Genomic DNA, 21,320 nt, shown 5'->3' with positions numbered 1-21,320 from the left:
GACGGAGGATGTCCGTGTCCACCACTGCGCCCGAACGAGCCGCCAGCACCCCCGGCTTCGACGAGGTCCCCGGCCGCTACAAGGTCCGCTCCCTCGCCCTGGCCGAGGCCGGCCGCCACCAGATCCGCCTCGCGGAGCACGAGATGCCGGGCCTGATGGCCCTGCGCGCCGAGTACGGCGAGTCCCAGCCGCTGCGCGGCGCCCGCATCGCCGGGTCCCTGCACATGACGGTCCAGACCGCGGTGCTCATCGAGACCCTGGTCGCGCTCGGCGCCGAGGTGCGCTGGGCGAGCTGCAACATCTTCTCCACGCAGGACGAGGCCGCCGCGGCGGTCGTCGTCGGCCCGCACGGCACCCCGGACGACCCGCAGGGCGTGCCCGTGTTCGCCTGGAAGGGCGAGACGCTCGAGGACTACTGGACCTGCACCGAGCAGATCCTCGTGTGGCCGGGCCAGGACGGCGCCGAGGGCCGCGGCGGGCCGAACATGATCCTCGACGACGGCGGCGACGCCACGATGCTGGTCCACCTGGGCCTGCAGTACGAGCGCGCCGGCGTCGTGCCGCCGAACACGCTGCCCGGCGAGCCCGACCACACCGACGAGATGAACGTGGTGCGCGACGTGCTGCGCCGCGGCCTCGAGGCCGACCCGCTGCGCTGGACGGAGATCGCCGCGGGCATCCAGGGCGTCACCGAGGAGACCACCACGGGCGTGCACCGCCTGTACCAGCTGGCCGAGACCGGCGAGCTGCTCTTCCCCGCCATCAACGTCAACGACTCGGTCACCAAGAGCAAGTTCGACAACAAGTACGGCATCCGCCACTCGCTGCCGGACGGCATCAACCGCGCCACCGACATCCTCATCGGCGGCAAGGTCGCCTTCGTCGCCGGCTACGGCGACGTCGGCAAGGGCGCCGCCGAGGCGTTCCGCGGCCAGGGCGCGCGCGTGATCGTCTCCGAGGTCGACCCGATCTGCGCGCTGCAGGCGGCGATGGACGGCTTCCAGGTGGCCCGCATCGAGGACGTCCTGGACCAGGCGGACTTCTTCATCACCACCACGGGCAACAAGGACGTCATCCGCGCCGAGCACATCGCGCGGATGAAGGACAAGGCCGTCGTGGGCAACATCGGCCACTTCGACAACGAGATCGACATCGCCGGCCTCGCCGCGACGCCCGGCGTGACCAAGACGGAGATCAAGCCGCAGGTGCACGAGTGGACGTTCCCGGGCGGGAAGTCGGTCATCGTGCTCAGCGAGGGCCGTCTGCTCAACCTGGGCAACGCCACGGGCCACCCGTCGTTCGTCATGAGCAACTCGTTCTCGAACCAGACGATCGCCCAGATCGAGCTGTTCGTGGACTCCCGGCGCCCGGCCGGCGAGCGGCAGTACGCCAACCAGGTCTACCGCCTGCCCAAGGTGCTGGACGAGAAGGTCGCGCGCCTGCACCTCGACGCGCTCGGCGTGCGGCTGACCGAGCTGTCGCCCGAGCAGGCCGCCTACATCGGCGTGCCGGTCGAGGGGCCGTTCAAGCCGGAGCACTACCGGTACTGAGCCGGGCTCGGGTCCGGCACCGACCCGCCCGCCGCCGTCGGGCACGGGGGACGTCCCCCGTGCCCCCCCGCCGGCCGCCCCCACGGCCCCCGCCCGCGCCCGCCGCGGGGTGGGGGCCCCCCCCCCCCCCCCCCGCCGGGGGGGGGGGGGGGGCCCCCCCCCCGCCCCCCCCGGCGGCCGGCACCCTGGCCCCGGGCCGTGCCCGGCCGCCAGGCTGGGAGCATGGCTCCCATGACCTCCGCCCCCGGTGTCGGCCCGCACGCCGGGCCGCAGCCCGCCGGCCCGCGCCCGGCCGGCGCCGCCGCCTGGCAGCCCGCCGCCGGCGTCCCCTTCCTGCGCGCGCCGTTCCACCGCCGCGCCTGGGCCGAGCACGGCTACCTCTGGCTGGCGCTGCTGCTGGCCCCGTTCGGGTTCGCGTACGCGGTGGCCACGGTCGCGCTCGGCGCCGGGCTCGGCGTCACCGTCGTCGGGCTCTTCGTCGTCGGCGCCCTGGTGCTCGGCGGCCGCGGCTGGGCGGCCCTGTACCGCGGGATGGGGTCCTCGCTGCTGGACACGCCCGTGGCGGCACCGCTGCCGTACGTCCGCCCGCGAGGCTTCTGGCGCAGCCTGGGCGCCCCGCTCGCCGACGCCGCCGGGTGGCGGGCGCTGCTGTTCCTCGCCGTCACCTTCCCGGTCACGCTGCTGGGCTTCGTGCTCAGCACCACGTTCCTCGTCACTGGGCTCGGCGCCACGACGCACTGGATCTGGTCGCGCTGGCTGCCGGCGCAGCAGGCGACCGACGGCACCTGGCACCGCGGCGCGCAGCTGGGTCCCGACTGGTTCGTGGACACCCCGCCCCGGCAGGCGGCGCTCGCCGTCGCCGGCGTGCTGGTGCTGCTCGCGTGGCCGTGGGTCACGCACGTGTTCGCCCAGCTCCTGCGCGTGCTGACCCGCACGCTGCTCGGGCCCACGCGCGCCAGCCTGCGGGTCGCCGAGCTGCACGCCTCGCGCGCCGGGGCCGTCGAGGACGCCGAGGCGCGCCTGCGCCGCATCGAGCGCGACCTGCACGACGGCACCCAGGCCCGGCTGGTGGCCGTGGCGATGCAGCTCGGCGAGGCGCGCGAGCAGCTCACCGGCGACGGCGACCCGGCGCTCGCGGCCGACCTGCTGGGCACCGCGCACGCCTCGACGAAGGAGGCGCTGACCGAGCTGCGCGAGATCGCCCGCGGCATCCACCCGCCCGCCCTGGACAGCGGGCTGGCCGTCGCGCTCGAGACCCTCGCCGCCCGCGCGCCCCTGCCGGTCACCGTCGACTGCGACGGGCTGGAGGCCGACGACCTGTCGCCCGCCGTGGAGGCGATCGCCTACTTCACCGTGGCGGAGCTGCTGACCAACGCGGCCAAGCACGCCCGCGCCACCGGGGTGTACGTGCTGGCCGAGCGGCGCGACCACGCGCTGGTGCTGCGGGTGCGCGACGACGGCCGCGGCGGCGCCGCGGTCGCGAGCCCGGACGGCTCGGGCCGGCGCACCGGCCTGGCGGGGCTCGTCGAGCGGGTCCGCAGCGTCGACGGCACGTTCGACCTCTCCAGCCCGGTGGGTGGCCCTACGGTGGTCACCGTGACGCTCCCGACCCGCACCCAGCAGTGACCGGCCTGCGCGTCGTGCTCGCCGAGGACTCGGCGATCCTGCGCGACGGGCTCGCCGCCCTCCTCGGCCGGCGCGGCCACGACGTCGTGGCAGCGGTCGGCGACGGCGACGCGCTCGTCGCGCAGGTCGCCGCCCTCGCCGCCGACGGCGCCCTGCCCGACGTCGTGGTGGCCGACGTGCGCATGCCGCCGTCGCACACCGACGAGGGGCTGCGGGCGGTGCTCGCGCTGCGCGAGGCCCACCCCGGCCTGCCGGTGCTGCTGTTCAGCCAGTGGGTGGAGACGCGGTACGCCTCGCGGCTGCTCGCCGGCGACGCCCGCGGCGTCGGCTACCTGCTCAAGGACCGCGTCGCGGACGTCGGGGAGTTCGTCGCCGCGCTCGGCCGGGTCGCGGCGGGCGAGACCGTGCTGGACCCCGAGGTGGTCGGCCAGCTGCTGGGCGCGTCCCGCTCGCGCGAGGACGGCCTGGACACGCTCACGCCGCGCGAGCGGCAGGTGCTCGACCTCATGGCGCAGGGCCGCTCCAACGGCGCGATCGCCGAGACGCTGTTCCTGTCCTACGGCGCCGTGGAGAAGAACGTCGCGGCGATCTTCACCAAGCTGCGGCTGCCGCCCGACGCCGCCGACCACCGCCGGGTGCTGGCGGTGCTGCGCTACCTCGGCGCGGCGGACTGACGCCTGCCCGCCCGCCCCCTGGACCCCCTGCGCTGCTCGCGCTCGGCGGCGACGCGCAGCAGCTCGGCGAGCAGCACGCGCGCCGACGCCGCCCAGTCGAACCGCGCGGCCTCGCGGCGCGCCTGCGCCGAGCGCCGCGCCCACGTCGCGTCGTCGTCGAGGGCACGCACCGCGTCGACGAACCCGCCGGCGTCGTCGGGGGCCACGTAGGCCCCGGCCGCGCCGGCCACCTCGCGGAACACCGGGATGTCGCTGACGACCACGGGCACGCCCAGCGTCATCGCCTCGACGAGGGGGATGCCGAAGCCCTCGTCGCGCGACGCCGACACCAGCGCCGTCGCCGAGGCCAGCACGCGGCGGTAGGTGGCGTCGTCGGCGCCGTCGTGGAACACCAGCCGCCCGGGCCCGGCCAGGGCGGCCAGGCGCTCGCGCTCGCCCGGCGGCACGCGGCTCATGAGGTGCAGCTCGTGCTCGGGCAGCCGCGCCATCGCCCGGGCCAGGGTGGCGACGTTCTTGTACGGCATGAACGAGCCCATGTAGACGAGGGCTCGGGTCCGTCGCTGCGGCGCGGGGGCGGCCAGGTCGCCGGGCGCCAGGTCGCCGGCCGCCAGGTCGCCGAACGCCGGGTCGGCCGCGTTCGTCACCACGGTCACGGGGCGGCGGGTGAGCCGGTGGGCCGCGATGAGCTCGCGCGTCGTCGCCGAGACGGTCACGACGGCGTCGGCCCGGTCGAGCAGCAGCCGCTGGGGCCACCAGGCCAGGTGGAAGGCCCGCCACAGCACACGTACGGGCGCCGGCAGGTCGGCCGGCGGCGTGGGGTGCCGGTAGTAGATGAGGTCGTGCAGCGTGAGCACCAGGCCGTAGTCGCGGCCCCAGGTGCCCATCGTCTGCATCGGGCTGAACACGACGTCGGGCCGCAGCCGGCGCACCTGGCGGGCGACGAACGGCTCGCGCCAGCTCGTGGGGCCCGAGACCCGGTGCCACGGCAGGTCCGGCAGGTGCGCGAGCTGGCGCTCGTCGCTGATCAGCAGCTCGACCGGGTGCAGCCGCGCGAGCTCGGCCACGAGGCCAGCGGTGTAGCGGCTGATGCCGTCGTGGCGGCCCGTGCGCACGTAGCGGCAGTCGACCAGGACGCGGGGCGCGCGGTCGGGGGCGGTCACCGGGCGCGCCCGTCGAGGGTGCGCAGGAAGTCAGCGACCGCGGCGGCGACGGCGTCGGGCGTCTCGTAGTGCGCCAGGTGGCCGGTGCCCGGCACGACGACGAGCCGGGCGTCGGCGAACAGCCCGGCCAGCGCGCGCTGCGCGGCGACGGGGGCGAGGTCGTCGAGCTCGGCGGCCACCAGGAGGGTGGGGGCGGTCACGGCCGGCGCGTGCGGGCGCACGTCGCTGCCCGACGACGCCGCGTAGGCCTCCAGGAGCGTGCGGCGGTCCGCGAACCCGGCGAAGCGGCGGTCGTGCTCGGCGTGGATCCAGCGGCGCAGCGCGCGGTCGCGGGTGCGCACCATCGCCACCGACGCCAGCCGGGTCACCACGGGCAGCCGCAGCAGCGCCGTGCCGGGCCGCTCGGGCAGCGCGCCGGCGAGGCGGTGGAAGGCGCCGGTCACGGCCGCGGCGCCCGGCCGGCCCGCGAGGGCGGTGGCGGCGATGGGGTTGACCAGCACCAGGCCGCGCACGGCCCGGCGCGCCGCGGTGGCGGCGGCCACCACCGACCCGAACGAGTGGCCCAGCAGCACGACGTCGCCCTGCCCGTCGCCCTGCCCCTCGTCCGGCGCGACGGCGTCCAGCAGCTCGGCGGCCCAGGCCGCGTACCCGGCGACGTCGTGCCGGTCGTCCGGCAGCGGCGCCGACGCGCCGAAGCCGGGCAGGTCGGGCACGAGCAGCCGGACGTCCGCGGCGGCGAGCAGGTCGGCCACGATCGGCTCGAGGCCGTGGTGATCGCCGCGGAAGCCGTGCAGCGCCACCAGCGTGGTGGGCGCGTCCTGCGGGCCGTAGGCGTGCACCCGCGTGCGGGCGCCGCGCAGGACGACGTCGGCGAGGTCCGGGCGCGGGGCACGGCGCGGCAGGCGGGCGGGCGCGGCGTCGGGCGCGGCGTCGGGCGCGGCGACGGGCGCGGCGTCGGGCGCGGCGGCGTCCGCGGGGGAGGGGGTCGGCACACGGGGAGCGTATCGGCGCCGGGGCGGCCGGCCGAGGGATGACGGCCCAGATCAGGGGATTCTCCGGAGAACCCGGGGGAAACCCGGGGGACGTCCTGATTCACTCGGGGTGCGCGACCTGTCAGGGTGGGGCCCATGACGACGCACCCGCGCCCTCTGCCGACCCCGCCGGCGGCGGCCGTTCCCCTGGCGTTCGACGACCGTTCGCCCGCCCGACGCCTGCCGCGTCACCTGGCCCGGGCACCGTGGGGTCCCGTGGTCAGCTCGACGGTGGTGGGGGGCCGGTGCGTCACGGCCGGCCAAGCGCGGGGCCGCGCGTGAGCGGCCTGACGGGCACCGGCACCGCGATCGCCCTGGCGGTCGTCGGCGCCGTCTGCTTCGCGGGCGCGGCGGTGCTGCAGCACCACGCCGTGACCGCGCCCGGCCCGAGCGTCGTCCCGCTCGACGGCGGCGGGCGGGCCGGCACGCCCGCGGGCCGCCCGCGGATGGGGCTGCGCCGGCTCGTGCAGGTGGTGCGTCACCCGCGCTGGCTGCTCGGCCTCGGTCTGGCGGGCGCCGGCACCCTCGTGCACGCCGGGGCCCTGCTGCTCGCCCCGCTGCGGGTGGTGCAGCCCGTCGGCGTGCTGGCCGTGCCGGCCGCCGTGCTGCTCGCGTCGCTGCGCACCCGGCGCCGCCCGGGCACCGGCGTCGTCGTCGGCGTGCTGCTCAGCGTGCTCGGCGTGGTCGGGTTCGTGGCCGCCTCGGCCGGCTCCACGACGAGCACGCCCCCGCCGGGCGCCTCGACGCTCGTGGCCGGCCTCGCGGTCGGCGTCGTCGTCGCCGCGCTGGCCGCGGTGGGCGTCACGCGCTCCGGCTGGGCGGCGTGCCTGTGCCTGGCCACCGGGGCCGCGGCGGCCTTCGGGCTCGTCTCCGCGCTCGTGCGCGCCGTGTCGCAGGCGGTGGCGTCCGGCGACGTGCCGCTGACGGCGCCGCCCGTGCTCGCGGCGGCGGCCGGCGTCGTCGTCGCGCTGGCCGCCGGCGGCTGGCTCGTGCAGCACGCCTACACCGCCGGCGCGCCGGAGCTCGTCGTGGCCTGCCTCACCGTGGTGGACCCCCTCGTGGCGGTGCTCCTCGGCGCGGTGCTCCTGGGCGAGGGGGCGGCGACGCCCGCCGCGCTCTGGGCGGTGCTGGGCCTCGCGGCGGCGTCGGCCGCCGCCGGCGTGGTCACGCTCGCCCGCCACCACCCCGACGCCGCCGCCGCGCGGGCCGCGCGCGCCGCAGCGGCACCCGTCGTGCGCGCGGCCGGCCCGGAGCCCCTGCGCCGGGCCGCGTGAGGACCGTGCGCGCAGCGCGTGCGGCAGGGGGCGAAACCGTCCACGTCGCCCGCGCGTCGCCCCGGGGCGCGCCCCGCGGTGGGCCACGCTGGTGACCCCCCTGCGCTCCGCCCCCCAGAGCCCACCTGTACGACCCCCCAGCACGACCCTCCCCACGGAGGGCCCGACCCTGGAAGAGAAGGACCCATGGAGAGCTTGAGGATCGTCGTCGGCGCCGAGACCTACCCGCCCGACGTCAACGGTGCCGCGCAGGCCGCCGCCCGCCTGGCGGCCGGGCTGGCCGGCCGCGGCCACGAGGTGCACGTCGTCGCCCCGTCGCCCACCGGCCGGGCCACGCGCGAGGTGCGCGACGGCGTCACGGTGCACGGCGTGCGCTCGCGGCGCTACGTCGGCCACGCCTCGCACCGCGTCAGCCTGCCCTGGGAGGTGTCCGCGCACGTCCGCCGCCTGGTGGCGGAGCTGCGGCCCGACGTCGTGCACTCGCACGGCCACGTGCTGGTCGGCCGCGCGGTCGTCGCGGCGGCCCGCACCCACGGCGTGCCCGTGGTGATGACCAACCACCTCGTGCCCGAGAACCTCGTCGCCTACCTGCCGGTGCCCCGGCCGCTGCACGGCGCCTTCGCCGCGGCGATGTGGCGCGACCAGGGCCGGGTCTTCGCCCGCGCCGACGTCGTCACCACGCCCACCCCGCGGGCCGCCGAGCTGCTCATGGACCGCACCGGCCTGACCGGGGTGCTGCCCGTGTCCAACGGGATCGACGCCCAGCGGTTCGCCGCGCGCGGCCGGCGGCGGCCCGGCGCCGTGCCGACCGTGCTGTTCGTCGGGCGGCTGGACGAGGAGAAGCGGGTCGACGAGCTGATCCGCGCCTTCGCGCTGCTGCCGACCGAGGTGCCGGCGCGGCTCGAGATCGTGGGCGACGGCTGCCGCCGCGAGCGCTGGAGCGCGCTGGCCGACGAGCTCGGCATCGCCGCCGACGTGCGGTTCCGTGGGCACGTCACCGACGCCGAGCTGCTCGAGGCCTACGCGTCGGCGGACGTGTTCTGCATGCCGAGCGTCGCCGAGCTGCAGAGCCTGGCCACCCTCGAGGCGATGTCGGCAGGGCTCCCGGTGGTGGCCGCCGACGCCATGGCGCTGCCGCACCTGGTGCGCCCCGGCGAGAACGGCGCGCTCTACCCGCCGGGCGACGTCGCGGCGCTCGCGGGCCACCTGCTGGCGCTGCTCGACGACCCGGCGCTGCGCGAGCGGGCCGGCGCGGCGAGCGTGCGCCTGGCCGAGCGGCACGCGTTCGGGCGCACCCTCGAGGAGTTCGAGGACATCTACGCCCGCGTGACCGCGCGCGTCCCGGTGCCCGCCTGAGACGGACGCCGGGCGTCCCGGCTCACACGCGCGGGTCGGGCACGCCGTAGGGCAGGCGGTGCAGCGCCGCTGCCTGGTCCGCGGCACGCTCGCGCTCGCGCAGCCCGCGGGCCAGCTCGCGGTCGCGGCGCTCGTGCAGCACGGCGTGCAGGAACGCCTCGGCCGGGGTCCCGGGCGGCGGCGCGGGCGCCACGTACGGCTCCACGCGAGCGGCGATCTCGTCGGTGAGCGCGGCCCGGGACGACGGCGCGAGCCGCGGCGCGCGGTCGAGCAGCTGCCGGGCGGCCAGGGCGAGCCCGTCGGGCAGGCGCCGCATGTCGGCCCGGGCCGCCCACGCGGCCAGCTCCGGCGGCATCTGCAGCGGCATGGACCAGCCCTTGCCGCCGCGCACGCGGATGGCGTACGTGCCCGCGACCATGTCCCCGAGCCGCTTGCCCTTGGCGTTGGACAGCGAGGCCACGATCGCGACGCCCCCGGCCGTCGCCCACAGCTCGAGCACGCCGAGCAGCGCGCGGATCAGCGCGTGCCGCAGGCGGACCGGGCCGCCGTCGTCGCGCACCACCCGGGTGCCCGTGGCGAGCCTGCCCAGCGACCGCCCGCGGGTGAGCGTCTCCACGGCCGCCGGGGCGACGACGAGGAAGAGCACGACGAAGACGATCGTCGTCGCGCGCAGCCACCGCTCGTCGAGCGATTCGATGCTCAGGCCCAGCAGCACGAGCAGGCCGACGGCCACCGCCACGGTGACCGTCGCGTCCAGCAGGGCACCGAGCGCGCGCGTGGCGAACGACGCCGGCCGGGCGTCGAGCACCACGCCCTCGCCGATGAGGATGCCGTCGTGCACAGGGGCCTCCGAGGGCTCGGGGTCGTCGGGTCGTCGTGTGGCAGGGTATCGGTCGTGGACCTCGACGCCTTCTCCGCCGTGCACAGCGCCGCCTGGGACCGCCTCGCGGTGCTGGTCAGGCGGCGCCGGCTGGACGGGGCGGAGGCGGACGAGCTGGTCCGCCTGTACCAGGAGGTCGCCACGCACCTGTCGACCGTGCGCTCGGCGGCGCCCGACCCCGTGCTCGTCACCCGCCTGTCCGACCTGCTCACCCGCGCGCGCACCCGGATCTCCGGCGCCCACGACCCGGCGTGGTCCGACGTCGTGCGGTTCGCCACCGTGTCCGTGCCGGCCGCGCTGTACCGGGTGCGGTGGTGGACCCTCGGCGTGACCGTCGCGTTCCTGCTGGTGAGCGTCGTGGCCGGATGGCACGTCGCCACGGACGCCGAGGCGCTGGCGGCCATGGGCACGCCGTCGGCGCAGGAGCGGTACGTCCAGGAGGCGTTCGCCTCCTACTACGACCCGGACGTCTCGTTCGCCGCGATGGTGTGGACCAACAACGCGTGGATCTCCGCGCTGCTGGTGGCGTTCGGCGTCACCGGGGTGCTGCCGGCCTACGTGCTGTGGCAGAACGCGTTCTCGGTGGGCACCACGGGCGGCATGATGGCCGCCCACGGCGAGCTCGACCTGTTCCTCACCCTCATCGCCCCGCACGGCCAGCTCGAGCTGACCAGCGTCTTCGTCGCCGGGGCCGCCGGCCTCAAGACGTTCTGGACGCTGGTCGACCCGGGCCCGCGCCGCCGCGGGGCGGCGCTCGCCCAGGAGGGCCGCGCGCTCGTCACGTGCGCCGTCGGGCTCGTCGGGGCGCTCGCCCTGTCCGGGATCGTCGAGGGCTTCGTGACCGGCTCGGGGCTGCCGTGGTGGCTCAAGATCGCGATCGGCACCGTGGCGCTGGCGGCGTTCTGGACGTACGTGCTGGTGCTCGGCCGGCGCGCCGTGGCGGCGGGGGAGACGGGCGACCTCGACGTCGACCGCGCCGGCGCGGTGGTCCCGACCGCCGGCTAAGTCTGGGGGCGCGCGGGCGGGCGCGGCGGGGCGGCGCCTCCGCTCGAATGATTCGGTCGCTGCGCTCCCTCGGCTCTCGCGGAGGCGCCGCCCCGCCGCGCTCTCGCATGGCTGGTCCGGTCGCTGCGCTCCCTCGGCTCTCGCGGAGGCGCCGCCCCGCCACGGTCCGGGCGCCGGCGGCCTCAGAGCCGCCCGGCCGCCTTGAGCGCCAGGTAGGCGTCCGCCACCGCCGGGGCGAGCTCGTCCGGCAGCGCCTCGACCACCTCGGCGCCGTGCCGGCGCAGCACGCCCGCGACGGCGTCCCGCTCGAGCTCGGCGCGGGCCGCGGCAGCGGCGTCGTAGACGGCGCCCGCCGAGCCGCGCCCGGCGCGCAGCGCGGCGACCTCGGTGTCGGTCACCGCTGCCACGAGCACCTGGTGCGTCGTCGTGAGCTGGTCGACGACCGTGAGCAGGCCGGTCTCCACCGCGGCGGGGTCGAGCGTCGTGAGCAGCACGACGAGCGCCCGCTGGGCGACGTGGGAGCGCACCTGGGTCACGAGCCCCGGCCAGTCGGTCTCCAGCAGCCGCGGCTCGACCCCGGCGAGCGCGTCGGCCAGGCTCGGCAGCAGCCGCGGGCCGGAGGCGCCGGCCACGCGGGCGCGCAGCTGCCGGTCGAACGCCATCACCTGCACGCGGTCGCCCGCGCGGTCGGCGAGCGCCGACAGCAGCAGGGCCGCCTCGACGGAGGCCTCCAGCCGCGGGGCGCCCGTGCCGTCGGCGCCCGTGCCGATGCGCGTGGCGGCGGTGCGGCCGGTGTCGAGCACCACCAGCACGCGCCGGTCGCGCTCGGGCCGCCACGTGCGCACGACGACGTCCCCGCGCCGGGCGGTGGCGCGCCAGTCGATCGAGCGCACGTCGTCGCCGACCACGTACTCGCGCAGGGAGTCGAACTCGGTGCCCTCGCCGCGCACCTGCACCGCCGAGCGGCCGTCCATCTCGCGCAGGCGCGCCAGGCGGCTCGGCAGGTGGCGCCGCGAGGCGAACTCCGGCAGCACGCGCAGCCGCGCCGGCACCGGGATCGTGGCCTGCCGCCCGGCGAGCCGCAGCGGGCCGAGGGAGCGGACGGTCACCGGGCCGGCGTCCCGGTCGCCGCGCCGGGTCGGGCGCAGCGGCGTCACGAGGCGCGCGCCGTCGCCCGCCGGCAGGTCGACGCTGTGCCGCGCCGACGGCACGACCCGGGCGGACGCGGCCGCCACCCGGGCCCCGTCGGGCGCCTCCACGAGGGTGCCGCCGTCCGCCAGCGACGGCGGCCAGGCGTCGCGCACGACGGCGCGCAGGCGCCGCCCGGCGAGGTTGACCGCGGTCAGCTCGCTGCGCGCCGTCTCGCCGAGCCGCACCGACGCCGGCACCTGCCGCGTGAGCGCCACCCGGCGCGGCGACGCGGCCAGCAGCGCGTCGGCGCTGCACGCCGCCACGACGACCAGCGCCCACACCACCACCGTGCCCGGCACCGGGAACAGCAGCACGGGCAGGATTCCGGCCGCGGCCAGGGCCACGGCCCGCCACGTCAGCGCCACGGTCGCACCCCCGCCCCGGACGCGGTGGGACGGGCCGTCCGCGAGAGCCGAGGGAGCGCAGCGACCGAATCATTCGAGCGGAGGGCCCGTCCCACGGCGTCGGGCACCACCCTCATCGGGGGACCGGCACCGTGGCCAGCACGGTGGACAGCACGCTCTCGGCGGTCACGCCCTCGAGCTCGGCCTCCGGGCGCAGCTGCACGCGGTGGCGCAGCGTGGGGTGGGCGAGGGCCTTGACGTCGTCCGGGGTGACGTACATGCGCCCGCTCAGCCACGCCCACGCCCGGGCCGTGGCCAGCAGGGCGGTGGCCCCGCGGGGGGACACCCCGAGCGACAGCGACGGCGACTGCCGGGTCGCCCGGCAGACGTCGACGGCGTAGGCGAGCACCTCGGGCGCCACCTGGACGCGGCGCACCTCGGCGCGGGCGGCCGCGAGCTCGGCGGGCCCCGCGACGGCGCGCACGCCGGCGGCGGCCAGGTCGCGCGGGTCGAAGCCCGCGGCGTGCCGGGCGAGCACCTCGATCTCCTGCTCGCGCTCCGGCACGGGCAGCAGCACCTTGAGCAGGAACCGGTCGAGCTGGGCCTCGGGCAGCGGGTAGGTGCCCTCGTACTCGACGGGGTTCTGCGTGGCGATGACCAGGAACGGGTCGGGCAGGCGGCGCGGCTCGCCGTCCACCGAGACCTGCCGCTCCTCCATCGCCTCGAGCAGCGACGCCTGGGTCTTGGGCGGCGTGCGGTTGATCTCGTCGGCGAGCATGAGGTTGGTGAACACCGGGCCCTCGCGGAACGAGAACTGCGCGGTGCGCGCGTCGTAGACGAGCGAGCCGGTGACGTCGCCCGGCATGAGGTCGGGGGTGAACTGCACGCGCTTGGTGTCGAGGTCCAGCGCCGCGGCCAGGGAGCGCACCAGGAGCGTCTTGGCCACGCCGGGGACGCCCTCGAGCAGCACGTGGCCCGAGCACAGCAGCGCGATGAGCAGGCTCGTCACCGCCGAGTCCTGGCCCACGACGGCCTTGCCGACCTCCGTCCGGACGCCCGCCAGCGCGGTGCGCAGCGCGAGCGTGGGCCGCTCCGGCGCGTGCGCCGTCGCCGGGGCCGGGGCGGGCGCCGCCGGCTGCGCCGGGGCGAAGGTCGGCTGCTGCGGCTGCTGCGCCTGCTGCACGGTCGCCTGGGGCGCCGGCGGCGGGGCGGCCGCGGCGTGGCCGGCCGGGTCGTGGTTCTGCTCGGGGTCCGTCACGATCGGGGAACCTCGCTTCCTGGGGTGTGGCGTCCTGGGGTGGGGCGTCCTGGGGTGGGGCGTGCCGCGCCGGCACGTCCTGCGGTGTCGCCGTCGAGGGCGTCCAGCCGCCGCGCCAGCTCGGCCAGCGCCTCGTCGTCGGGCGGCGGCGGGCCGTACAGCAGCGCGGCGACGTCGCGGGGGTCGCGGCCGCTCGCGCGCACGACGGCGTCGACGACGCCGGTCGGGTCGGCCGACCGCGGCAGGCCGAGGCGGGCGGCGATGCGGGTGGCGGCGGCGGCGCGCAGGCCGGCGGCCGCGTGCCCGCGGGCCCGAGCGCGCCGGTAGAGGCGGCCGCGGCCGCGGGCGGCCTCGGCGGCCGGCACCACGACGGGCAGCTCCTCGGCGACCAGGGGGCCGAGCCGCCGGCCGCGCCAGAACGCCAGCACGAGCACCACCAGGCCGGCCCACAGGCCCACCGCGCCCGTCCACCGCGGCAGCGTGGGACCGGCCGGCGCGGCGCCGCCCGTGCCGTCGCCCGTGCTGAGGTCGAACGGGTCCGGCACGAGCCAGACCAGCCGCTCGTGCGCGCCGAGCAGGTGCAGCGCGAGCGCGGCGTTGCCGGCCTCCAGCACCGTGCCGTTGAGCACGAGCGACGGGTCGTCGACGGCGGTCACGGTCCGCCCGCCGTCCGCCACCGCGGCCAGGGCCGCGCCGTCGCTCCCGGGGTAGCACGTCACCACGTCGGGCGCGCCCGGTGCCGCGGCGAGGCTCGCCGTGAGGCGCACGTCGCCGGCGGCGCGCGCGGCCGGCAGCGCGCAGTCCGGCGCGAGGGTGCCGGCGGAGGTGTCGAGCGTGTCGCCGAGCCGGACGGCGCCGTCGGTGGCCGCCTCGAGCAGCAGGTCGTCGGCGCCCAGCAGCACCAGGTCCGCCGGCACGCCCGCGAGGGCGTCGACCTGCTCGGCGGACAGCAGCGGGCTCGGCGCGACCAGCAGCGTGGCGCCCTCGGTGGCCGCCTGCACGGCGTCGTCGACGGTGGTCACGTGCCGCACGTCGACGCCCCGGTCCTCGAGCACCCGGGCGACGGCGCGGGCGCCGTCGGGTCGGGCGTTGTCGGGGGCGTAGGGGGTGGTCGACGTCGCCGGCCGGGTCACCGCGAGCACGGCGACCACCAGGGCCACGGCGGCGAGCACCACCACCCACCACCGCACGGCGCGCCAGCGCCGCGCGGCGCGGCCGGCGGCGGTCGTGCCGTCACCGACCACCGTCGCGCCGCGGGCCGGCGCGGTCACCGGCGGCGGGGTCCCGAGCGCGGTCACGGGCGGCCCTCCGTCGTCGGGGCGGCGAGGCCGCCGGGGGTGGTGGCGGGCACCGCCGCCCGCGCCGCGCGGGCGCGCGCGTCGAGGTCGCGCACGGCGGCGTCGTCGTGCGGGCCGGCGGGCAGCTCGCCGTAGACCACGTCGTCGAACAGCGACGCACCCTCGTGCAGCGCCGCCGCGAGGTCCGGGAGCCGGTCGCCGGCGGCCGACGCCGCCTCCTGGGCGGTGCGGCCGGGGCGCGGGTCGATCACGACGCGCTCCTCGAGGTCGCGCACCACCGCGCGGAACCGCTCGGCGACCGCCGTCGCCCAGTCGCCGCGCTCGGCGGCGGCGTCGGCGGCCGCGCGCATCTGCGCGGCGGTGCGGTCGTCGTCGTGCGCGACGACGGCGGCCGACCGGGCGCGCCGGCGTGCCAGCCGCACCGGGCCGGCCACCCACAGCGCCACCCCCACGAGCAGGGCCAGCACCACGATCACACCGACGAGCACCGGCAGCGGCGGGGCGTCGATCGCCGGGATCCCGTCGAACAGGCCCAGGAACCACTCCCACAGCCGCTGCAGCAGCGACGGCTGCTGGGAGTACTCGGGCCGGGCGAGCTCCTCGACGAGCCAGCGCCGGGCCGTGTCGCGGTCGGGGTCCACCGGCACCTCGGCCGGCACGCCGAGCAGGACGCCGGCCCGCACCGCCGCCGGCGCCGTGAGCAGGAAGGTCATGCCGGCCGCTCCGCCGCCGCGGCGAGCGCCACGTCCAGGCCCTCGCGCCGCATCCGCACGTCGACGTAGAGCAGCGCCACCACGCCGGCCACGAAGATCGTCTGGATCGCGGTGGCGACCACGGTGGCCAGCGTCGTCACCACGACGGCCCCGGCGCCGGGGGCGCCGAGCTCCGTCTCCATCCACGTGGCGAGGTAGGCCAGCGGGGTGGTGACGATGTTGGCGATGACCGTGACGATGACGACGGCGAGCAGGTAGACGCCGAACAGCCGCCAGAACTGGCCGCGGGTGAGCAGCCAGGCGCGCCGCACGGTGACGACCAGGCCGCGCCCCTCGAGGACCACCGCGGGGGCGACCAGGCCCAGGCGCACCCCCAGCCAGACCAGCGTGACGACGTAGCCGAGCAGGACGACCAGGGCCAGGAGCGCCGAGAGCCCCTCCGACACGCCGGCGGTCGCCGCCACGACGAGCCCGACCAGGGCCACCGCCACCCCCGCGAGCACGAGCACGCCGAGGGTCTGCAGCACCGCCCAGCCGACCAGCAGGCCGACGCGCGAGCGGACCCGCTGCCAGACCTGCGCGACCGTGACCTTGTCGCCGACGACGGACCGGCTCACCGAGACGGTGAGGATGCCGTTGACGACCGGGGAGGCCAGCAGCGACGTCAGGAAGGTGCCGATCGCCGGCCCCAGCAGCTGTGCGTACAGCGCGGGGGAGATGCCCAGCCCGCTGGCCACCTCCGGCGGCACCGCCGCGAAGTAGCCGGTGATCTGCGTGGTGAGGGCGGGCACGAGGAGCTGGCCGACGCCGACCCCGACCACCGTGGCGACGAGGATGACGAGCGTGGCGACGCCGAGCATCACGGCGGGGTTGTGCCGGATGGCCCCGAACGCGCCGTCGTAGATCTCGCCGAGCGTCAGCGGGCGCAGCGGCACGATGCCCGGCCGGGCGGCCCGGGCGCCCCAGCCGCCGCCGGGCGGCATCCCCGCGGGCGACGGGCCCGGCGTCGGCTGCGGCCCGTACTGCCCGTAGCGCGGCTGCCCGTAGCGGGGCACCTCGCCCCAGCCGGACGGCGCGCCGGACGACGGGGGTGCGGGGCGGTCGGCGGGCGGCTGCGGGGCCACGGAGCCCGGCTCGTTCGGGTCCGCGCCGGGCGGCTCGGGCGTGCTCATGGTCTCCCCGGAGAGCTGGGACGTCGTGTCCGGTCACGATAGCGCGGCGGGGCTCCGGCGAGGCGGCCCCACCACGACATATGCACAGCCTGGCAGACTGTCCGCATGAAGTCGCGCGTGCTAGTCGTCGACGACGACACGGCCCTGGCCGAGATGATCGGCATCGTGCTGCGGACCGAGGGCTTCGAGCCCACCTTCTGCGCGGACGGCGACGGCGCCCTGGCCGCGTTCCGGTCCTCGCAGCCGGACCTGGTGCTGCTGGACCTGATGCTGCCCGGCAAGGACGGCACCCAGGTGTGCCGCGAGATCCGGGCGGAGTCGGGCGTGCCCATCATCATGCTCACCGCCAAGAGCGACACGGTGGACGTGGTGCTCGGCCTGGAGTCCGGTGCGGACGACTACGTCTCCAAGCCGTTCAAGCCCAAGGAGCTGGTGGCCCGCATCCGTGCCCGGCTGCGCCGCACCGAGGACCCGGGCCCCGAGATGCTGCGGGTGGGGGACCTGGAGATCGACGTCACCGGCCACTCGGTCACGCGCGAGGGGCGCAAGATCGCCCTGACCCCGCTGGAGTTCGACCTGCTCGTGGCCCTGGCGCGCAAGCCGTGGCAGGTGTTCACCCGCGAGGTGCTGCTCGAGAAGGTCTGGGGCTACCGGCACTCGGCGGACACCCGCCTGGTCAACGTGCACGTGCAGCGCCTGCGGTCCAAGGTCGAGCGCGACCCGGAGAGCCCCGAGATCGTGCTGACCGTCCGCGGCGTCGGCTACAAGGCGGGCGCGCCGCAGTGACCGGACCCGGGGCCGGCGGACGGCGCGTGCTGCGCGCGGCCGCCCGGGCCCGCACCGTCGCGGTGCGGCGCGGCCGCGCCGTCGTGCACCGCTGGCGCTCCTCCATGCAGGTGCGCGTCATCACCTCGACGCTGGCCATCGGCGTCGTGGCGCTCGCGGTGCTGGGCACGTCCCTGTCCACCTCGGTGCGCGACGGGCTGTTCGAGCAGCGCGTGGACCAGGTCGACCGCGAGTCGGCCCGCACCACCGCCCAGGTGAGCGACTCCTTCGCGTCGTCGCCGGCGTCGTCGCCCGCCGACGTGCAGTCGCTGCTGATCCAGATGGTGGGCCAGCTGTCCTCCGGCGCCTCGAGCGCCCAGGGCACCTGCCTGCTGTCCGGCGGGGAGGGGCCGACGTCGGGCGTCACCGACATCTGCTCGCCGCAGCCGCTCGTCGGGCTCGTCAGCCCCGAGCTGCGCGACGCCACGCTGAGCGCCGACCACCAGATGCTGCAGTCGGTGGCGATCCCGGCCGCCTACGCCGAGAGCGGCCAGGTGGAGCCGGGCGTGCTGGTGGGCTCCACCGTCGAGGTGCCCACGGTCGGCACCTACGGGCTGTACCAGCTGTACTCGCTGCAGACCGAGCAGGAGACGCTGCGGTTCGTCCAGCGCACGCTGCTGGTCGGCGGCGTGGCGGTGCTCGCCCTGCTCGGCGCGATCACCTGGATGGTCACGCGCCAGGCAGTCACCCCGGTGCGCCGCGCGGCCGACGTCGCCGCGCGGCTGGCCGACGGCCACCTGGCCGAGCGCATGCCGGGCCGCGGGCACGACGAGATGGCCACGCTCGCGCGGTCGTTCAACGAGATGGCCGCGAGCCTGCAGGACCAGATCCGGCGCATGGAGGAGCTCTCGGCGGCGCAGCGCCGCTTCGTCTCCGACGTCTCGCACGAGCTGCGCACGCCGCTGACCACCATCCGCATGGCGGGGGAGGTCATCCACGCCTCGCGCGAGGACCTGGACCCCGCCGCCCGTCGGTCCGCCGAGCTGCTGACCACCCAGCTCGACCGCTTCGAGGAGCTCCTGGCCGACCTGCTGGAGATCTCGCGGTTCGACGCCGGGGGCGCGGTGCTCGACGTCGAGCACCGCGACGTCGGCGCGATCGTCGCCGCGGTCGTCGAGGGCACGACGCCGCTCGCCGAGCGCAAGGGCGTGTTCCTGTCGGTGCAGCTGTCCGACGAGCCGGCCACCGCCGACGTCGACCCCCGGCGCGTCGAGCGGGTCCTGCGCAACCTCGTCGTCAACGCCCTGGAGCACGCCGAGGGCCGGCCGGTGGAGATCACCGTCGGCGCCGACCGGCACGCGGTCGCCGTCGTGGTGCGCGACCACGGCGTCGGCATGACCCCGCAGGAGGTGCAGCACGTGTTCGACCGGTTCTGGCGGGCCGACCCCGCCCGCGCGCGCACGACGGGCGGCACCGGGCTGGGCCTGGCCATCTCCCGCGAGGACGCCCGCCTGCACGCCGGCTGGCTCGAGGCGTGGGGGCGCCCCGGCCGGGGCGCGAGCTTCCGGCTCACCCTGCCGCGGCGCGCCGGGATCCAGCTCGTCGGCTCGCCGCTGCCGCTGGTGCCCGAGTCGCGCGGCATCGCCGCCGTGCCCACCGGGCAGATCCCCGTGGTCAACCCGCCCACCGGCCCCACCCCGATCGCCATCCCCGACCTGGGCGACCTGCCGCACCTCGAGCCCGAGGACGCGCCCGACGCCGCGGCGCCGGCCGAGGAGGGCCGCCCCGCCGAGGAGGCCCGCCCCGCCGAGGAGGCCCGCCCCGCCGACGGCGGCCGGGACGCGGGGGTGCGCCGATGACCGCCCCGCGGCGCCCGGGCCGCCCCCGTGCGGCCGCCCGGACCGCCCTGCTGGCCGCCCTGCTCGCCGCCGTGGTGACGGCGCTCGCGGCCTGCGCCTCGATCCCCACCTCCGGCGAGGTGCAGGACGGCGGGGCCGACGTGCCGCGCACGGGCGAGATCGGCTTCATCGCCGCCGGCCCGAACGTCGACGACACGCCGGACGAGATCGTCCGCGGCTTCCTCTCCGCCACGCAGGCGGGGCCCACCACCGCCCAGCCGTTCAACGTGGCCCGCGAGTTCCTCACCACGGGCGCGTCGCAGGCCTGGGAGCCGTACTCGCGCGTGCTCGTGCTGGACGGCTACCCGACCCTGTCGACCGACGACGTCGAGGCCGACGCCACCACCGCGACCGTCCGGGCGCGCGTGACGGTGGTGGCGTCGGTGGACGAGCGGGGGGTCTACACCGAGGAGCCGCGGCCGAGCCCCAGCGAGCTGACGTTCGAGCTGGGCCGCTCCGCCGGCGAGTGGCGCATCACGAGCCTCGACGACGGCCTGCTGTTCTCCACCGCCGTCTTCTCCCAGGCCTACCACCTCACGCGGCTGTACTACCCGACGCCCGACCTGACCCAGCTCGTGCCCGACGTGCGGTGGTTCCCCCGCACGACGTGGCGCACCAACGCCGTCCAGGAGATCCTGGCCGGCCCGCCGGAGTGGCTCGCCGGCTCGGTCGTGTCGGTGGTGCCCGAGGGCACCGCGCTGGCCATCGAGGCGGTCACGGTCGCCGACGACGGCACGGTCGCGGTCAACCTCACCGAGCAGATCGACGACGCCTCGTCGGACGAGCTCGCCCTGTTCTCCGCGCAGCTCGAGGCGACCCTCGTCACCGGGCAGGGCGAGGGACGCACCGTGACGCTCGCCGACCGGTCCGGGCCGCTCGCCGTGCCCGAGGCCGCCGGCCCGCGGCTGCCGCGCACCGAGGGCGACGCCCTCGCCCTCGTCGACGGGCGGCTGCGCAGCGTCGAGGGCCGCGAGCTGGTGCCGGCGGACGAGGACGTCTCGCTCGCCGGTCTCGACCCGACGGCGCTGGCCACCGGGCCGGGCCACGACCCGGTCGTGGTGCGCGACGGCGCCGACCGGGTGGTGCGGCTCGACCCGGACGGGACGCAGGACACCCTGCTGCAGGGCGCCGACCTGCTCGCCCCGTCGGTCGACCGCTACGGCGCGGTGTGGAGCGGCGTGCGCGGCGGGGCGCTGCAGGTGGTGGTGGCGAGCGGGCAGGCGTACCCGGTGACCGCGGCGTGGCTCGAGGACGTCGTCGTCACGTCGGTGCGGGTGTCGCCCGAGGGGGCGCGGGTGGCGCTCGTGACGACCGGCCCCGACGGGACGGCGGTGCGGGTCGCGGGGATCCTGCGCGACGCCGCGGGCGTGCCCACCGGCCTGTCGGACCCCGTGCCCGTCGGCGCGTCGGTGCAGGGCGTGACCCTGGCGCAGTGGCAGGACGAGGCGACGCTCGCGCTGCTCGGCCAGGACTCCGGCGGCGACCGGACGGTGTACCTGGCGGGCGTCGGCGGCCTGGCCGGCACCGGGGGCGGGCTGTCGCGCCCCGTGCCCGGCGTGACCGGGCCGACCTGGGTGACGGCGGCGGTCGGCAGCACGAGCATGCTCGCGCTCGACGCCGAGTCCGTGCTGCACATCCGGCAGTCCTCGGCGCTGTGGCCGGCCCTCGCGGAGGGCGTCGACCTGGTCGCCTTCCCGGGTTGACGCCGGCGCGAGCCTGCCCCCGGGCGCCGCGCGGCCGGCGCCGTCCCCAGCGCCCGGTGCGCCGGCGTCCGGACGGCTGTGCGGGCGCCGACGCTGGGCCCGTGCACCCCCTCGTCGAGCTGGCCCGCCTCGTGCTGCCCGTCGCGTGCCCCGGCTGCGGCGCGCCCGACGTGCGGTGGTGCGCCGGCTGCGCCGGGCTGCTCGCCGACGGGCCGCGCCGCGTCGAGGCGCACGTGCCCCGGCTGGACCGGCTCGACGGCGTGCCGCCGCTGCCGGTCTGGGCGGTGGCGCGGTACGAGGGGCCGGTGCGCGGCGTCGTCGTCGCCTGGAAGGACCGCGGGCGCGCCGACCTGGACGCGCTGCTCGTGCCCGCGGCACGCGCGGCGGCCGCGGCGCTCGGCCCGGCGCTGGCCCGCGCGGCG

General features: G+C 77.7%; 17 protein-coding genes and 1 pseudogene. 10 read left to right on the top strand and 8 right to left on the bottom strand.

The annotated features are described in order from the left end of the window. Window positions 1-8: 8 nt before the first annotated feature. The 3 genes from ahcY to GSF02_RS13250 all read left to right on the top strand — a co-directional run bounded on the left by ahcY (window position 9) and on the right by GSF02_RS13250 (window position 3,850). Window positions 9-1,550 carry an adenosylhomocysteinase gene (ahcY, locus tag GSF02_RS13260; RefSeq protein ID WP_159797268.1) on the top strand — a complete coding sequence of 514 codons (1,542 nt, stop codon included), beginning with the start codon at window positions 9-11 and terminating at the stop codon, window positions 1,548-1,550. Window positions 1,551-1,781: 231 nt separating this feature from the next. Then, entirely contained in the window at window positions 1,782-3,176 is a 1,395-nt protein-coding gene (locus GSF02_RS13255; protein ID WP_159797266.1) for a sensor histidine kinase, read from the top strand. A gap of 5 nt (window positions 3,177-3,181) precedes the next feature. Further along, complete coding sequence (locus tag GSF02_RS13250; RefSeq protein WP_159797306.1) at window positions 3,182-3,850, top strand: response regulator; 669 nt, start codon at window positions 3,182-3,184, stop codon at window positions 3,848-3,850. Here the strand turns inward: GSF02_RS13250 and GSF02_RS13245 are convergent. Together GSF02_RS13245 and GSF02_RS13240 are read right to left on the bottom strand one after the other, a co-directional pair. Then, entirely contained in the window at window positions 3,829-5,010 is a 1,182-nt protein-coding gene (locus GSF02_RS13245) for a glycosyltransferase family 4 protein (RefSeq protein WP_159797264.1), read from the bottom strand. The two genes, GSF02_RS13250 and GSF02_RS13245, sit on opposite strands and share 22 nt — an antisense overlap. Continuing rightward, complete coding sequence (locus tag GSF02_RS13240; RefSeq protein ID WP_235915556.1) at window positions 5,007-6,002, bottom strand: alpha/beta fold hydrolase; 996 nt, start codon at window positions 6,000-6,002, stop codon at window positions 5,007-5,009. Before GSF02_RS13240 ends, GSF02_RS13245 begins: the two co-directional genes overlap by 4 nt. Window positions 6,003-6,319: 317 nt before the next feature. On the opposite strand from GSF02_RS13240, the gene GSF02_RS13235 reads away from it, so the two are divergent. Continuing rightward, window positions 6,320-7,315: a hypothetical protein gene (locus GSF02_RS13235; RefSeq protein ID WP_159797262.1), complete on the top strand. Its 996-nt coding sequence runs from the start codon at window positions 6,320-6,322 to the stop codon at window positions 7,313-7,315. Window positions 7,316-7,501: 186 nt separating this feature from the next. Next, a complete protein-coding gene (locus tag GSF02_RS13230; protein ID WP_159797260.1) occupies window positions 7,502-8,671 on the top strand; it encodes a glycosyltransferase in 1,170 nt (389 codons plus the stop codon). Between the two features lie 22 nt (window positions 8,672-8,693). Here the strand turns inward: GSF02_RS13230 and GSF02_RS13225 are convergent, their stop codons facing one another. Then, window positions 8,694-9,512, bottom strand: a complete 819-nt coding sequence (locus GSF02_RS13225; protein ID WP_159797258.1) for an RDD family protein — start codon at window positions 9,510-9,512, stop codon at window positions 8,694-8,696. A gap of 54 nt (window positions 9,513-9,566) precedes the next feature. Here GSF02_RS13225 and GSF02_RS13220 point away from each other — a divergent pair, with 54 nt between their 5' ends. Continuing rightward, window positions 9,567-10,556, top strand: coding sequence for a stage II sporulation protein M (locus GSF02_RS13220; protein WP_159797256.1), 990 nt, complete (start codon window positions 9,567-9,569; stop codon window positions 10,554-10,556). A 182-nt stretch (window positions 10,557-10,738) separates the two neighbouring features. Here GSF02_RS13220 and GSF02_RS13215 read toward each other — a convergent pair whose 3' ends face one another. The 5 genes from GSF02_RS13215 to GSF02_RS13195 all read right to left on the bottom strand — a co-directional run bounded on the left by GSF02_RS13215 (window position 10,739) and on the right by GSF02_RS13195 (window position 16,532). Beyond that, window positions 10,739-12,112: a DUF58 domain-containing protein gene (locus GSF02_RS13215; RefSeq protein ID WP_159797254.1), complete on the bottom strand. Its 1,374-nt coding sequence runs from the start codon at window positions 12,110-12,112 to the stop codon at window positions 10,739-10,741. 112 nt (window positions 12,113-12,224) lie between these two features. After that, window positions 12,225-13,352, bottom strand: a complete 1,128-nt coding sequence (locus GSF02_RS13210; RefSeq protein ID WP_456239001.1) for an AAA family ATPase — start codon at window positions 13,350-13,352, stop codon at window positions 12,225-12,227. After that, window positions 13,346-14,647 (bottom strand): DUF4350 domain-containing protein, encoded by a 1,302-nt coding sequence (locus GSF02_RS13205; protein WP_159797252.1) that lies wholly within the window; start codon window positions 14,645-14,647, stop codon window positions 13,346-13,348. The genes GSF02_RS13210 and GSF02_RS13205 overlap by 7 nt, the downstream gene beginning before the upstream one ends. After that, a complete protein-coding gene (locus GSF02_RS13200; protein ID WP_235915555.1) occupies window positions 14,644-15,360 on the bottom strand; it encodes a DUF4129 domain-containing protein in 717 nt (238 codons plus the stop codon). The genes GSF02_RS13205 and GSF02_RS13200 overlap by 4 nt, the downstream gene beginning before the upstream one ends. Then, complete coding sequence (locus GSF02_RS13195; RefSeq protein WP_159797250.1) at window positions 15,357-16,532, bottom strand: glycerophosphoryl diester phosphodiesterase membrane domain-containing protein; 1,176 nt, start codon at window positions 16,530-16,532, stop codon at window positions 15,357-15,359. Before GSF02_RS13195 ends, GSF02_RS13200 begins: the two co-directional genes overlap by 4 nt. Window positions 16,533-16,637: 105 nt before the next feature. On the opposite strand from GSF02_RS13195, the gene mtrA reads away from it, so the two are divergent. The 4 genes and pseudogenes from mtrA to GSF02_RS13175 form a co-directional block, all read left to right on the top strand. Next, on the top strand, window positions 16,638-17,318 hold the full coding sequence (gene mtrA, locus GSF02_RS13190) for an MtrAB system response regulator MtrA (RefSeq protein ID WP_159797248.1): 681 nt from the start codon (window positions 16,638-16,640) through the stop codon (window positions 17,316-17,318). A gap of 104 nt (window positions 17,319-17,422) precedes the next feature. Next, window positions 17,423-19,156, top strand: coding sequence for an MtrAB system histidine kinase MtrB (gene mtrB, locus GSF02_RS13185; RefSeq protein ID WP_159797298.1), 1,734 nt, complete (start codon window positions 17,423-17,425; stop codon window positions 19,154-19,156). After that, window positions 19,153-20,898, top strand: a complete 1,746-nt coding sequence (locus GSF02_RS13180; RefSeq protein ID WP_159797246.1) for an LpqB family beta-propeller domain-containing protein — start codon at window positions 19,153-19,155, stop codon at window positions 20,896-20,898. The genes mtrB and GSF02_RS13180 overlap by 4 nt, the downstream gene beginning before the upstream one ends. A gap of 101 nt (window positions 20,899-20,999) precedes the next feature. Then, window positions 21,000-21,320: pseudogene (locus tag GSF02_RS13175) on the top strand (ComF family protein); the annotation flags it as partial.

It is taken from the genome of Puerhibacterium puerhi, from assembly GCF_009846865.1.
GTDB classification, from domain to species: domain Bacteria; phylum Actinomycetota; class Actinomycetes; order Actinomycetales; family Cellulomonadaceae; genus Puerhibacterium; species Puerhibacterium puerhi.
This window is presented reverse-complemented; position numbering and strand designations above follow the sequence as displayed.

What these genes read in the sequence shown, in the direction of transcription:
- ahcY (WP_159797268.1), top strand. Translation starts at nt 9, where the DNA reads ATGTCCGTGTCCACCACTGCGCCCGAACGAGCCGCCAGCACCCCCGGC.
- GSF02_RS13255 (WP_159797266.1), top strand. Translation starts at nt 1,782, where the DNA reads ATGACCTCCGCCCCCGGTGTCGGCCCGCACGCCGGGCCGCAGCCCGCC.
- GSF02_RS13230 (WP_159797260.1), top strand. Translation starts at nt 7,502, where the DNA reads ATGGAGAGCTTGAGGATCGTCGTCGGCGCCGAGACCTACCCGCCCGAC.
- GSF02_RS13200 (WP_235915555.1), bottom strand. Translation starts at nt 15,360, where the DNA reads ATGACCTTCCTGCTCACGGCGCCGGCGGCGGTGCGGGCCGGCGTCCTG.
- GSF02_RS13195 (WP_159797250.1), bottom strand. Translation starts at nt 16,532, where the DNA reads ATGAGCACGCCCGAGCCGCCCGGCGCGGACCCGAACGAGCCGGGCTCC.
- mtrA (WP_159797248.1), top strand. Translation starts at nt 16,638, where the DNA reads ATGAAGTCGCGCGTGCTAGTCGTCGACGACGACACGGCCCTGGCCGAG.
- mtrB (WP_159797298.1), top strand. Translation starts at nt 17,423, where the DNA reads ATGCAGGTGCGCGTCATCACCTCGACGCTGGCCATCGGCGTCGTGGCG.
- GSF02_RS13180 (WP_159797246.1), top strand. Translation starts at nt 19,153, where the DNA reads ATGACCGCCCCGCGGCGCCCGGGCCGCCCCCGTGCGGCCGCCCGGACC.